We start from the raw sequence: 13,911 nt of genomic DNA on the forward strand, positions 1-13,911 counted from the left end.
TTGAACTGGAAATGGAATCGCAGCTAAGTTTTTGACAATTTAGTGACAATACTTAAGCATGCTTATATTCTAATTTCCTCATTACGAAATAGACCAAAAAGTGTCCTGTACCAAATAAACACATTAATATTGGAATAACTTGTTCTGGTTGAAATATTGAAGTACATACAATGAAAACTGCAATAGAAAACATTCTACCGCTATTTAAATACACTTCACGTATAACGATATATTCCACCCTATATTCCCTGGCCTTATACGATTTTCCTATTATATCATATGTTAAAGATAAGTAAGGTACTAAAATGATTGGATATGCTAAAGAAATTATTGCACCGTATATCATTAATAATGGAAATGTAATTTTAAAAGCGATTACAAAAACAGCGCAGAATAGTAGAAAACCACCTATAAATATAGCTTTCATTCGAAAATTTTCTTTTATAATTCTTGTAACAATATAGTAGGTAATAAAGCTAATTAACGATGTAATTAATCCGTATTTCCCTAATGCAAATTCACTTCCGGTAGATAAGAAAATATAAATCGAAATAACAAACATAAAAATCCCTTCACGAATCCCCTGAAAGAAATTAGCATTTGTTACTTTCCGCCAATTGTCATTTAATTTTCTTTCTTGAATGACGCGCTTAATATTGAATTCACTATCAAGTTCCCGTCTAATTAAGAAACAACTTAAGACAACTGCACATATAAATAAAATAACTGCAGCGAGAAACACAAAATGATAACCTTTATTTCCGATCATTGAAGAGATAATCGCTCCAGCTATAAATGGGCCAAGCATTCCCGTAAATGAATTAATTAGCCCTAAAAAACCATTAAAAAATTGTCTAGTTTCTGGTTCAGTAACTTCAAACGTTAATAAATTAAATGCTAAATAGTAACAACCATTTCCAATTCCTAAAATCGCTCCAATCAAAATTGTTGCTAATAATGTCTTCGTTTCAAATAGTAAAACGACTATGTAGAATATTGCTAAAAAAGAAATACCCACTCTTAAAATGACAACGCGATCAATTGTTTTAGCTAATCTACCTGCTATTACAAATGTAAGAGCTTGAAAAAAAGCGATCGAAAATTGATACGAAGCAATTGGTAAATAACTATTTGATTGCTTCCACAAATAAACATTTACAAATGTGCTAGATAAAGCTGTCGCTAAATTTAACAATCCACCAACACTTAGTAAAAGAATTAAATCTTTATTTAAATCTACGTCACCTATTAAAAATTTCCACTTACTCATAATATACTCTCCTTTGTCTCATGAACTAGTTTTCCGAGTAAATGAAAATTTATCCTTTTTTTAAACAAAAAAAAACACTACTTAAATAAATTAAGTAGTGCCATTTTTTGTTAATTATTTAGCAGCTTGGTATAATTCTTCTACTTTTTCCCAGTTTACTACATTCCAGAATGCACCAACGTAGTCAGGGCGTTTGTTTTGGTAATTTAAGTAGTAAGCATGCTCCCATACATCTAAACCTAAGATAGGAGTTTTGCCTTCCATTAATGGTGAATCTTGGTTAGCTGTGCTAGTCACTTCTAATTCACCGTTGTTTACTACTAACCAAGCCCAACCAGAACCGAAACGAGTTAATGCAGCTTGAGTGAAAGCAGCTTTTAACTCATCTAAGCTACCGAATTTAGCGTTAATTGCTTCAGCAACTTCACCAACTGGAGTGCCAGTTCCTTCTGGAGTTAATAAAGTCCAGAATAAGCTATGGTTAGCATGTCCACCACCATTGTTACGTACAGCTGTACGGATACCTTCTGGAAGTGCATCTAAGTTTGAAATTAATTCTTCAATTGAAGAAGCAGCTACTTCTTTACCTTCTAAAGCAGCGTTTAAGTTTGTTACATATGTATTGTGGTGACGAGTGTGGTGAATATTCATTGTTTCTTTATCAAAGTGTGGCTCTAATGCATCATAAGCATAAGGTAATTGTGGTAATTCAAATTTTGACATTTTTAATTTCCTCCCAAAGATAATAGTGAATTTCAATTTAAAGTTATCAAATAAACTGAAAGATTTCAATAGTAATGCTCACAAAAGGGAAAGAAAGTAAAAAAGATTAATTTTTGGAAGTAAAAATTTTGATTAAATGATGTAGTCATAGAAGATTTAATATCATCATTCGTTAATTTAAAAAGTAAAAAAGTCTTCAACATGATAGTTGAAGACTTTTTTACTTTTAAGGAGTAAGAGGGATTCGAACCCCCGCGGGCTGTTACACCCCTGTCGGTTTTCAAGACCGATCCCTTCAGCCGGACTTGGGTATTACTCCATAATAAAATATTGGTAGCGGCGGAGGGAGTCGAACCCACGACCTCACGGGTATGAACCGTACGCTCTAGCCAGCTGAGCTACACCGCCAAACTATATAAATGGCTCCGCAGGTAGGGTTCGAACCTACGACCACTCGGTTAACAGCCGAGTGCTCTACCACTGAGCTACTGCGGAATAATTTGCATTGTCCTTAAGACAATATTTAATTTATCATCTTTCAAACGAAACGTCAATACTTTTTATTATTTTTTTTTATTTTAATTTATAAAACTATTTTTTAGTGAAAATAAATTGTTTTTTTTAAAAGCCAGACTTAAATTCTTTCTCTCCCTATCCTTCTCTTATCATTTTAATTAAAGTTTAATATTCAATTTCAAAAAAAAGATTATAATATACAAAATAGCCCGAAAGTTACTTAATAAATTTCGGGAAGTGAAATAACATTAAAATAAGAAAGGATGAGTTTATGAATATATTTAAACAATTTTGGTTTAGTTTATACTCTCCAAAAACAATATCAAGATATAGACTCCAAAAAATCGGTAAAACTATCTTTTTTCTTTTCCTACTAGCAATTTTATATACTCTTCCAGGTTTCTTTTCATTTGAAAAAAATGTGAAGCTTCAGGTGAACAATGTATCTGATTTGCTTAAAGATAATATTCAGTCGATTTCTTTAAATAAAGGATCTTTAACAATTAACGACAATACGCCATTCGAACGAAATATCGGCGAATATAAGTATGCTTTTTATCCAAATGAAACGGTTATACCTTCAAAATTAAAAAATGAACAGTTTGCCGTTGTTGTATTAAAAAATAGAGTAGTTATTAAAAATGATAAAGGCGAGCAAGATTACCCTTACCCTTCATTAAATTCTACTGAAATAAACAAAGCGGACGTTTCGAAATTTATTAACAATATAAAAGAAGCTCTTCCAGTATTTTTAATTGCATTATTTTTTCTATTTTATTTAGGGTCATGTATTTTCATATTTATAGTTGCTACATTATTAGCGTTTTTAACAGCTTTATTTAAGTCAACTAAGCATTTGCCGTTTAGACAGCGCTTTGCAATGGTTTCGTATAGCTTAACATTACCTACTGTCATCTATTTGTTGCTAGGATTTTTGAAAATAAATATTCCATTTCAAACGTTAATTTTTATTTTGATTACAGTTGGTATGTACACATTAACAATTAATAATTTACCTTCCAAAAAATAATGTTTACTGAAGTGTGATTTTACACTTCTTTTTTTTGTTAAAAAATTTATAAGTACAATCTCCTTAGTAGGAATATTCGTTGTGGACAAGCATATAGTCTACAAAAGGAGTGATTATTAATGAAAAAAATAGCTTTTTTACTCGGTTCTTTATTGCTTGCATATATAATATTCTTTGATCTACAAGTAGGGACAATCCCAACTAAAAATATTGCTACAGTAGCAAAAGCATCAAAATCAGAAACAAAATCAACTTCACTTCCAAAATATGAAAAAATTCAAGTGAAAAACGGTGACACTGTTTTAGGAATTATCGAAGATCTTAACCCTGATTTTAACCAGCCAATCAGCCAAATCACAAAAGATTTTAGTGCGTTAAACGATGGACTATCACCTACTAAAATTCAAAGTGGAAAATCATATAAATTCCCAATTTACTCTTCCAAAAAGTAAAATTTGTGTTATATTTCTTTAGAACCAGTTGATAAAATGAGTAATCATGAAGAAAATATGATAATGTAGAGATATAAAAAATAGAAATAAGTTATTTTTGAAGGAGCGAGTTACTCGTGAACGAAATTACACATAGAAGTAAAACACGTGCAGTTAAAGTAGGTAATGTAGTTGTTGGTGGAGCAAATGAAATTTCAATCCAAAGTATGACAACAACAAAAACACACGATGTTGAAGCAACAGTTGCAGAAATTAAACGACTTGAAGAAGCTGGATGTCAGATTGTTCGAGTTGCAGTACCAGACGAAAGAGCTGCAAATGCAATCGCTGATATTAAAAGACAAATTAACATACCACTTGTTGCAGATATACATTTTGATTATAAATTAGCCTTAAAAGCAATTGAAGGCGGAATAGATAAAATAAGAATTAATCCAGGTAATATCGGTCGTAAAGAAAAAGTTGAAGCAGTTGTAAATGCTGCTAAAGCAAAAGGAATTCCTATTCGTATCGGTGTTAATGCTGGTTCATTAGAAAAACGTATCTTAGAGAAATATGGTTACCCAACTGCTGATGGAATGGTTGAAAGTGCACTACATCATATTAAAATCCTTGAAGATTTAGATTTCCATGACATCATCGTCTCTATGAAAGCATCAGATGTAAACCTAGCAATTGAGGCTTATGAAAAAGCTTCAAAAGCATTCAATTATCCCCTACATTTAGGTATTACTGAATCAGGTACTTTGTTTGCAGGTACAGTAAAGAGTGCTGCTGGTTTAGGTGCTATCATTAGTAAAGGGATCGGAAATACTATGCGTATCTCTTTAAGCGCAGATCCAGTTGAAGAAGTAAAAGTTGCAAGGGAATTACTTAAATCATTCGGTTTATCATCAAATGCAGCGACATTAATTTCTTGCCCTACATGTGGTCGAATCGAAATTGACTTAATTAGTATTGCAAATGAAGTTGAAGAATACATTTCAACTCTAAAAGTACCAATTAAAGTTGCCGTACTTGGATGTGCAGTAAACGGTCCTGGAGAAGCACGTGAAGCAGACATTGGTATTGCTGGAGCTCGTGGTGAAGGATTACTATTCCGCCACGGAGAAATCGTTCGTAAAGTACCAGAAGAAACAATGGTTGAAGAACTAAAACGTGAAATCGACATCATTGCAAAAGAAAAACTAGCTGAACTAGAAGCAGCAAAAGGTTAAAAATAATGAAAAGGTTAAGGATTCTGATCCTTAACCTTTTTTGTTCTTCCTATCTTATTAAATCGAATAATCTTGTGGGATAAATACCTTCAATTCATTAGGACGAACAAATACCCTTTCTCCTAGTTGAATATTAAGTTCGTAGAACAATTCGTTCATGAGTTCGATTTCAACATAATCATTTGTATCCTCCCGTAGGACTTCCACATATACTATCGGTCCTACAGCATGAATATGCGTTACGATTGCACTGATTGAAGTTTGATTGGTTTCAAATTTTTCGATTGTAATTTGATGAGGGCGCACATAACCTGTAACCTCGTTATGTTCTTTATGTTCTTGTTCAACTAATTCTGGTAATGGGATTTCTAATCCTCCACTTATTAAGTTTCCCTTATTTATCCTTCCATGAAACAAATTAACTTTCCCAAGAAAATCATAAACAAACGGACTTGCTGGGGTATGATAAACTTCTTCAGGTGTTCCAATTTGTTCAATCGTTCCACCATTCATAATGACAACTCGATCTGCAACTTCAAGTGCTTCCTCTTGATCATGTGTTACAAATATACTAGTAATATGAATTTCATCATGGAGTTTACGTAACCATCTTCTTAAATCTTTTCGAACTTTTGCATCTAATGCCCCAAATGGTTCATCTAATAATAAAACACTTGGTTCAACAGCCAAAGCCCTAGCTAATGCAACACGTTGTCTTTGTCCACCAGATAATTGAGAAGGAAATCGATTAGCAAAGCTTTCTAATTTTACTAATGATAGTAATTCCATCACTTTCTCATTAATTGTTCTTTTAGAAGGACGTGTAGCTCTTGGTCTTACTTTTAAACCAAATGCGATATTATCAAAAACGGTCATGTGCTGAAATAAAGCATAATGCTGGAATACAAATCCTACATTTCTTTCTTTTACCTGTACATTTGCTACATCCTGATCTTCAAAAAATATTTCACCCAAATCTGGATTTTCTAAACCAGCAATTATACGCAATAATGTTGTTTTACCCGACCCAGATGGACCTAATAAAGCAACCAATTCTCCTTTTTTTATCTTTAAATCAATTCCTTTTAAGGCAGTTTCATTATCATAGCTTTTTATTACATTTGAAACTTTAATTGACATATAATCCTCTCCTAATGTTTCTCTTCCTTTAGAACTTTCCATTCAATAATATTTTTTATAATTAATGTCAGAATCGCAAAAATAGACATAAGTGACGCAACTGTATAAGCTTGTGGAAATTGGTACTCATTATATAAATTTTCAATATGAAGTGGCATTGTAATTGTTTCTCCGCGAATATGTCCAGATACAACTGATACAGCACCAAATTCTCCTACCGCTCTTGCATTACACAATATAACCCCATACAAAAGTCCCCATTTAATTTTCGGAAGTGTCACCTTCCAAAAAATATGCCATCCATTCGCACCAAGAGTTAGTGCAGCCTCTTCTTCAGCACTTCCTGTTGCCTGCATAACTGCAATTAATTCTTTTGCTACAAAAGGCAATGTGACAAAAATTGTTGCTAAAACAATTCCTGGGGTTGAAAAAATGATTTTCAAATTATGTTCCTTTAACCAACCACCAAAAATCCCATTATTCGGACTAAATAAAAGAACAAATAAAAATCCTGCTACAACCGGAGACACTGCAAAAGGCAGTTCAATTAAAGTTAATAATAAATTTTTTCCTTTAAAATTAAATTTCGTTGTAGCCCACGCAATCGAAACTCCAAAAATCGCATTTAGCGGAAGCGTAATAATCGTTACCATAAACGTCAATTTAATTGCTGCTAATGTCTCATCGTTTACAATCGTTTCTTTATAAACTCCAAAACCATCTTGTAACGCCTTGATAAAAATTGATACTAATGGAAGAAATAAAAATATGGCTAAAAAGAGAATGACAATACCGATTAAAATAATTGGTACTATATTGAAGCTTAATTTTGATTTTTTCTCTGTACTAGCATTCACTTCTATTTTTCTCTCAATCTTAAACTCTCTTTCCATTCTTAACCTTTACCCCCTTGAACAAAAGCACGATTTGCGTATCTTTGAAAAATACTAATGATCAATAAGAGCAAGAAAGAAGTTACTAATAACACAACTGCAAGTGCGGTTGCACCTGAGTAATCATATTGCTCTAATTTTGTCATAATTAACAAGGGTGTAATTTCAGTCTTCATCGGCATATTTCCAGAAATAAATACTACAGACCCATACTCACCTAATGATCTGGCGAATGCTAAAGAAAATCCAGTCAATAATGCTGGTAAAATCCCTGGGAAAATTACTTTCCAAAATATTTGAAAACGGTTTGCACCTAGACTTGCCGCTGCTTCTTCAACATCTTTTTGAAAATTTTCAAGAACTGGTTGAACCATTCTAACCACAAATGGTAATCCGATAAATGTGAGAGCTATAATAATCCCGAGTGGTGTATAAGCGATTTTGAAAGAGAAGAACTTTCCAACCCAACCATCTGGGGAATACAATGTTGTTAAAGTAATACCAGCAACTGCAGTCGGTAATGCAAAAGGTAAATCAATAAAAGCATCTACGATTCGTTTTCCAGGAAAACGATAACGTACAAGTACCCAAGCAACTAATAAACCAAAAACAGCGTTAATAATCGCAGCAATAAATGCCGTTCCAAAACTAACTTTATAAGACATTAGTACTCTATGCTCACTAACTATTTTTATAAATTTAGCCCAACCTATATCGAAAGAATGTAAGAACAGCATCGAAATCGGTAGAAAAATAAAAAAACTTATATATAATATTGAGAATCCAAACGTTAATCCAAATCCAGGTAGGATTCTTTTTCGCTTCTTAAACAAGTTGTGTCAAACCTCCTTAAAATAAAAAATCAAAAGAAAACTCGCCAATTGACGAGCCTTTTAGGCGAAGACTAGAGACGTAGTTGCACTTATACTTTATTCCTAGAATTGGCTACTACGCCTGTGTATTCTTCTTCGTTGCCAACTTTCATAAAGTGAAATAAAGAAGACTTGGCCTAAGCATTAGAAAATCGTCCTATAAATTCCAGCGTCCTCCATTTTTTTCAATTTCGTAATTATTGATAAATTTGGTCAAATACTCCACCATCATCAAAATGCTTTGATTGAGCTTTACTCCATCCTCCGAAATCTTTATCAATTGTTAACAATGGAAGGTTTGGATATTGTTTACTATATTTTGCGAGAACCTCTTTATCTCGAGGACGATAATAATTTTCTGCAATGATATTTTGCCCTTCTTTACTATAAAGATAAGATAAGTAGGCCTTAGCCACTTCTTCAGTCTTCTTTTCCTTCACATTTTTATCAACAAGGGCAACAGGTGGCTCAGCTAAAATACTAATCGAAGGATAAACAATTTTATATTTCCCCTCACCTAATTCCTTCACTGAAAGTAATGCTTCATTTTCCCATGCAATTAATACATCTCCAATTCCTTTTTCAACAAATGTAGTTGTTGAACCACGTGCGCCAGTATCTAATACTGGAACGTTTTTATATAATTTTTTCATAAATGCTTTTACTTTTTTCTCATCACCATTATATTTTTTGTCTGCATAGCCCCAAGCAGCTAAATAATTCCACCTTGCACCACCTGAAGTCTTAGGATTTGGAGTAATTACTTGAACTCCTTTTTTCGTTAAATCATCCCAATCCTTAATATTTTTTGGATTTCCTTTTCTTACTAAAAAAACAATTGTTGATGTATAAGGAGTTGAATTGTATTCAAATTCTTTTTGCCAATTAGGGGATATTAGTTGTGCCTTTTCATTGATCGAGTCAATATCATATCCAAGAGCTAGTGTAACTACATCGGCATCTAAACCGTCAATTACTGCCCTAGCCTGTTTACCAGAACCACCATGAGACTGTTTAATTGTAACTGTTTGGTCATGTTCTTTTTCCCAATACTTACTAAAAGCTTTATTATAGTTTTCATATAATTCACGAGTTGGATCATAAGATACATTTAACAATTCAACATTTTTATTTGCCGCTACAGTATTAGTAGTCTTAGATTTATCGTCCTTCAAAGTCGCATACAATACTCCGGAAACTGCCAATACAACAACTACCGAGCTAATAATCCATTTCTTTGCCCCCACAATGATTTGCCCCTCTCAAATTCAATTTTCCGATTTTTATTTGTACCCTTCTCGACATTTCAACACATTAAAATCTCCCCTTTTAAGGCACAAATATAAAGAAAACTCGTCGATTCCTTAGCCTTTTAGGTAAAGGCAATAGACGTAGTTGCACTTATACTTTAATCCTAAAATTGATAGCTACATCGAGTACTCATCATCGCTACCAATTTATCCTTTTTTAAAGTGCAAAAAGACCCTTAACTAATGAAAAATAGTTAAGGGCCTTTGGTCTTCCAATCAGCCATATTGATTTTTTATATAAGGTTAATAATAAACATACTATTCCTATGTGTCAACTATGATTTTAGAAAATTTTAAATTATTTCTCTTATTATTCACTTTTTATACAATCCTCATTGTATACTCATTATATTTACTATTTAAACTAAATTTTATGGAGGATTTCATGTTAATCGAGTTATATTTTAAACATATCGGTTTAAAAAAAACCGAAACAATTTCATATTCCTCATTAAAACAAATTCATAAGCATCATTTACTTTCCATACCATTTGAAAATATCGATATTATTTCTCAAATACCACTCTCAATGAATCCTTCTCAAATTATGAAAAAAATAACGACAGGCAAGCGTGGTGGGATTTGTTTTGAAACGAATTCATTACTTTTTTCAGTCTTACAGGAATTAGGTTTTAATGTATCATTAATTTCAACCAAATTTTGGAATGAAGAAAAACAGTGTTGGAATCCTGAATTCTCACATTTATCTCTATTAGTAAAAATTGATAATCAATACTATCTTGCTGACGTAGGAATTGGTGGCGGTTTTTTGGAACCACTCTTGCTTCATGACCATTATGAATACTCAGATCTAAATGGATCCTATCGAATAATTGAACAAGACAATTCGAACTTTATACTTCAAAAATTCAATGAAACATGGAAGGACTTACTATTCATTTCAATTATTCCGAAACAGCTAAAACAATTCGAAGAACAATTTAACTACTTACAAACAAGTAATGAAACAATTTTTACCCAACATAAAATAGTCAACTTATTAACGAACGAAGGAAGGATTTCCTTATCAGATTATCAATTAAAAGTAACTAAAAATCATAGAATCTGTATAACTGAAATAAAAAATCAAGATGAGTGGCAAACAATTTTTAATAATCTATTTAACCAAAAAGCAGAAATAAAAGGTTAAACAATTCGGCAAAGCTTTAAGCATTCCTTCCCTGCCCTCTTTGCTCCCCAAACTTCTAATAAAAATAGTGAATTTTGCACAAATTAACTATAAACGAAGAGAAAGGAGCAAATAATTTGAAAGATCGCGAAAAGCAAAACAGCATTATAAGGGAAAGAAGAGAAGACGAATTAAATAATATAAACGAGAGCAATAAAAATAACCAGCCACTTCCTCAGCCAAAGGATATTGAAGAAATAGAATATTAAAGAAAAAAACCTTCTAATTTAGAAGGTTTTTTTATCATTTCATTTTACTAATCATATGAATCACTTCTTCCACTATATAAGGCACTTCTTCAAATGCATTTCTCATATGTAATCGCTCAGTTAACTTATGAGCATCTTTTCCGAACGGTCCGATATTTAACACAGGGGCATTTAATTTTTCCATTAAGCTAAAAGGTAAAGTATAACTATCTCCCCATACTGGCGTGTTTGACTCGAATGCTGTCCATCCGCTCGAAGAATCACTGTAATTAACATAACTTAAATCACTTATTCCATTAAAATAGTGAATACGTTTTACTGGTAGATTAAACTGATTCATAGCGACATCAGAAGAAAACTTAATACACTGCTCCACTAACTCATCTCCAGTAGAATTAACTGCTGGATAGTAAGGTGGCGCAAACAAAATGATAATTGCAGGTGCAAGCTCCTGACATTCAATCATTAAATTGTCTGCGATTCTAAAGGATTTCTCACGATCATCCCACTCACTATGCGAATTAACTTCCTTTTTAAGGTTCAATACATATTCCATTCCGAGCTTTTCGATAGCATATTGATACAAGTCTTTATATTGGATAACTTTTACTTTACCAATCGGATTTACGTTTTGTCTTTTACATATATTTTCATATTCAAAACTACATTCTTCAGCAGCTTCGTGTGCTATTTTTTCAAATAAATTAAAAACGTCGGAAGCGTTTCTTTTCATTAAAAATACATTGTATAACGCACATGAACGAAAAGGCGTTTGAGTCGAATACTCTAACCTCAAATCCTTCTGCTGCAGGGTAACAGGTAACGGAGTCTTCTCGCCAAAATCAATCTCTTGAAACTCCTCATTCCACTCCATTTTTCTAGTTAAAAAAGAAGCAATATATGGAGATGTTATGCCACTAAATGGTTCTCCAGCATGAGTTTCTTTACCATAAAATAATGCTGCTGGCATTATTTTACCGATTGTACCAGAGTAAATATAATACTTTGGATCTCCTGGTTCTTGTGTAAATACGGGCTCACCATTTAAAAATAATTTATAATTTAAATCATATTCTTCCTGAAGGTTTACAAGTGTTGAGACCGCATCACGCATTCCAGCCGAATTTACCTCTTCATCAGGCACGGTTAATAATAAAAGATTAATTGGCCATTCCTCAATACTAGCTTTCTCAATTATACTCATATGCATCGCAAGTCCCATTTTCATATCAATCGAACCACGACCAAATAAATATTCACCAGAATTCAGATCACTTTGTACTTCTTTTGATAATTCATTTAACCGTTCATGAAATGCCTTTGTTAATTCCTCTGTTTTTGTAGATAAATGTTCAAGCTCACCGTATTCTTCTGTATTTACGGTATCAAAATGACTTATAAGACAAATCGTATTTTTTACATTTGGACTTTTATATAATGCAGTTAAAAATTTCCGACCTTTGTCTGAATCATGTAACTTCAATTGTTGTGGTAGGTCTTTAAAATGTTTTAAAGTAGATAGCTTTTTAAATAAATTAATTGGAAATTGCCGTTCCCCATCCGTAAGCGTTATACTTTTCCAACTAACTAGTTCTGCAAGTAATGTTTTCAAGTTTTCAGGTGAATTCCATAACATATTATTCATATTCTTCCCCCATAATTAGTTTGTAGTTTAAGTTTCAATAGTTCTTTTCCAAATGGGTAATTCACAATATCTCACCTATTCTATAAATTTAACTTAATACCTTTTTTAATTTTAGAAACGGTCAAAAATAAAAAACCATCTATTTCTAGATGGAAAAGTTGACTTTATAACATACTCAATTAATATTGAGCACCATTTATATTCCAGAAAATAAAAGTACACATAAAGATTAGTCCAAATAAAAACATTAATATAAAACCCGATAGTTTTGCTAATCCTTTTTCTTCCTTAATAATTGCTATTACACCAGTAATTAAGCTCGCGAAAAGACAAATATAATAAATATAAAATGAAATAACCTTTATGATATTGATAGTTTCAATTGTAAATGCAAAAATTGCACTAATTAAACTACCTAAAACAAAAAAATATGCTAACTTACCTATTTTTTGACTAAACTTAATTACTCCATTTGTAATAATTCCAAAACAACTAATTAGTGAAAGCCAAAAAACCCCTTCTAAAATTCTTCTACCAACAATTGGAAAAGGCTTAGCAAAATGTCCTATAAATGAAATAAATATAACAAATAATAATAAGAAGACATTTCTTTTATATTTTTTGAGCTCCTGCAAACCACTCAGCCTCCTAGGCTATAAGTTTATTAAACATGTTGCCCTAATGCATACTATTCAACAATAGACGGAATTCCCCTCTATTTAACGGATAAATTAATGAATTAAAAAAAAGAACAAAAGTTCCCGTTTTATGTCGAAAAAATTAAAATAAGTCCTCATTGCAAACGTATGTTCTTTATTTTATAATTTATTTACTGATAGAATATGGTCATGGATAGACAAGCGTTCATTGCTACCTAAGTCATATTTCTCTCAAATTAACAAAATTAATTTCAAACAAGGAGTGAAGTGGACATGTCATTACAATTAATCCCTTATTTAATCATGGATGGAAATGCTCAAGAAGCAATTAATTTTTATGAAAAAGCGCTTGATGCAAAGTTATTATTTAGTCAAACTTATGGAGAAGTTGATGGTGATTCAGAAGGAAAAATCCCGTCAGAAGCTAAGAATTTAATCATGCACGCAACGATCCAAATCGGAGAATCAGTATTAATGCTTTCAGATACTTATCCTGGTTACCCGTTCCAAAGTGGAAACCAAGTAACAATTTGTATTTCTACAAATGAAATTGAAATTTCAAAAAGATTTTTTGAAGGACTTTCAGATGGCGGCGAAGTAGAATTACCATTACAAGATACTGGTTTTAGCCCATGCTATGGTAAAGTAGTCGACAAATTTGGTGTATTATTCCAAGTATTTACACACCCTGCTGGGCAGAAATAATTTCTCAACTATTCGTGAATAAATTGTTTGTTTAATTTACATAGTTCTTAACTTCCCTAAAATTCTCAGTTAGGAATTCAT

14 protein-coding genes and 3 tRNA genes are annotated in these 13,911 nt (G+C 32.1%); 6 read left to right on the plus strand and 11 right to left on the minus strand.

Going from position 1 to position 13,911, the window contains the following annotated elements:
- Nucleotides 1-52: 52 nt before the first annotated feature.
- From B6K90_RS02695 to B6K90_RS02715, 5 genes are all read right to left on the minus strand, one after another.
- Nucleotides 53-1,270: an MFS transporter gene (locus B6K90_RS02695; protein WP_088010980.1), complete on the minus strand. Its 1,218-nt coding sequence runs from the start codon at nucleotides 1,268-1,270 to the stop codon at nucleotides 53-55.
- 114 nt (nucleotides 1,271-1,384) lie between these two features.
- A complete protein-coding gene (locus B6K90_RS02700; protein ID WP_088010981.1) occupies nucleotides 1,385-1,993 on the minus strand; it encodes a superoxide dismutase in 609 nt (202 codons plus the stop codon).
- Nucleotides 1,994-2,222: 229 nt separating this feature from the next.
- Nucleotides 2,223-2,312, minus strand: a tRNA-Ser gene (locus tag B6K90_RS02705).
- Between the two features lie 12 nt (nucleotides 2,313-2,324).
- Nucleotides 2,325-2,401, minus strand: a tRNA-Met gene (locus B6K90_RS02710).
- A 12-nt stretch (nucleotides 2,402-2,413) separates the two neighbouring features.
- Nucleotides 2,414-2,488 (minus strand) — tRNA-Asn (locus B6K90_RS02715).
- Nucleotides 2,489-2,780: 292 nt separating this feature from the next.
- Here B6K90_RS02715 and B6K90_RS02720 point away from each other — a divergent pair.
- From B6K90_RS02720 to ispG, 3 genes are all read left to right on the plus strand, one after another.
- A complete protein-coding gene (locus B6K90_RS02720; protein ID WP_088010982.1) occupies nucleotides 2,781-3,539 on the plus strand; it encodes a DUF1189 domain-containing protein in 759 nt (252 codons plus the stop codon).
- 119 nt (nucleotides 3,540-3,658) lie between these two features.
- Nucleotides 3,659-3,991 carry a hypothetical protein gene (locus B6K90_RS02725; RefSeq protein WP_088010983.1) on the plus strand — a complete coding sequence of 111 codons (333 nt, stop codon included), beginning with the start codon at nucleotides 3,659-3,661 and terminating at the stop codon, nucleotides 3,989-3,991.
- 116 nt (nucleotides 3,992-4,107) lie between these two features.
- Nucleotides 4,108-5,208 carry a flavodoxin-dependent (E)-4-hydroxy-3-methylbut-2-enyl-diphosphate synthase gene (gene ispG / locus B6K90_RS02730; protein ID WP_088010984.1) on the plus strand — a complete coding sequence of 367 codons (1,101 nt, stop codon included), beginning with the start codon at nucleotides 4,108-4,110 and terminating at the stop codon, nucleotides 5,206-5,208.
- A 57-nt stretch (nucleotides 5,209-5,265) separates the two neighbouring features.
- Here the strand turns inward: ispG and B6K90_RS02735 are convergent, their stop codons facing one another.
- From B6K90_RS02735 to B6K90_RS02750, 4 genes are all read right to left on the minus strand, one after another.
- On the minus strand, nucleotides 5,266-6,348 hold the full coding sequence (locus B6K90_RS02735; RefSeq protein WP_088010985.1) for a sulfate/molybdate ABC transporter ATP-binding protein: 1,083 nt from the start codon (nucleotides 6,346-6,348) through the stop codon (nucleotides 5,266-5,268).
- A gap of 11 nt (nucleotides 6,349-6,359) precedes the next feature.
- Nucleotides 6,360-7,241, minus strand: a complete 882-nt coding sequence (gene cysW, locus B6K90_RS02740) for a sulfate ABC transporter permease subunit CysW (protein ID WP_088010986.1) — start codon at nucleotides 7,239-7,241, stop codon at nucleotides 6,360-6,362.
- A 2-nt stretch (nucleotides 7,242-7,243) separates the two neighbouring features.
- Complete coding sequence (gene cysT, locus B6K90_RS02745) at nucleotides 7,244-8,074, minus strand: sulfate ABC transporter permease subunit CysT (RefSeq protein ID WP_088010987.1); 831 nt, start codon at nucleotides 8,072-8,074, stop codon at nucleotides 7,244-7,246.
- 236 nt (nucleotides 8,075-8,310) lie between these two features.
- The gene (locus B6K90_RS02750) at nucleotides 8,311-9,363 is read right to left on the minus strand and encodes a sulfate ABC transporter substrate-binding protein (protein WP_088010988.1); all 1,053 of its coding nucleotides are present in this window, start codon (nucleotides 9,361-9,363) and stop codon (nucleotides 8,311-8,313) included.
- A gap of 445 nt (nucleotides 9,364-9,808) precedes the next feature.
- On the opposite strand from B6K90_RS02750, the gene B6K90_RS02755 reads away from it, so the two are divergent.
- Together B6K90_RS02755 and B6K90_RS24300 are read left to right on the plus strand one after the other, a co-directional pair.
- Nucleotides 9,809-10,573, plus strand: coding sequence for an arylamine N-acetyltransferase family protein (locus tag B6K90_RS02755; RefSeq protein WP_167555257.1), 765 nt, complete (start codon nucleotides 9,809-9,811; stop codon nucleotides 10,571-10,573).
- 116 nt (nucleotides 10,574-10,689) lie between these two features.
- Complete coding sequence (locus B6K90_RS24300; RefSeq protein ID WP_268875885.1) at nucleotides 10,690-10,821, plus strand: hypothetical protein; 132 nt, start codon at nucleotides 10,690-10,692, stop codon at nucleotides 10,819-10,821.
- Nucleotides 10,822-10,855: 34 nt separating this feature from the next.
- Here the strand turns inward: B6K90_RS24300 and B6K90_RS02760 are convergent, their stop codons facing one another.
- Both B6K90_RS02760 and B6K90_RS02765 read right to left on the minus strand, forming a co-directional pair.
- Nucleotides 10,856-12,466 carry a M20/M25/M40 family metallo-hydrolase gene (locus B6K90_RS02760; RefSeq protein WP_088010990.1) on the minus strand — a complete coding sequence of 537 codons (1,611 nt, stop codon included), beginning with the start codon at nucleotides 12,464-12,466 and terminating at the stop codon, nucleotides 10,856-10,858.
- A gap of 179 nt (nucleotides 12,467-12,645) precedes the next feature.
- Nucleotides 12,646-13,101 (minus strand): hypothetical protein, encoded by a 456-nt coding sequence (locus B6K90_RS02765; RefSeq protein ID WP_088010991.1) that lies wholly within the window; start codon nucleotides 13,099-13,101, stop codon nucleotides 12,646-12,648.
- A gap of 297 nt (nucleotides 13,102-13,398) precedes the next feature.
- Between B6K90_RS02765 and B6K90_RS02770 the strand changes: the two genes are divergently transcribed.
- On the plus strand, nucleotides 13,399-13,830 hold the full coding sequence (locus B6K90_RS02770) for a VOC family protein (protein ID WP_088010992.1): 432 nt from the start codon (nucleotides 13,399-13,401) through the stop codon (nucleotides 13,828-13,830).
- Nucleotides 13,831-13,911: the final 81 nt, after the last annotated feature.

The sequence above is a fragment of the Gottfriedia acidiceleris genome (genome assembly GCF_002128425.1).
Taxonomy (GTDB): Bacteria; Bacillota; Bacilli; order Bacillales; family Bacillaceae_G; genus Gottfriedia; species Gottfriedia acidiceleris.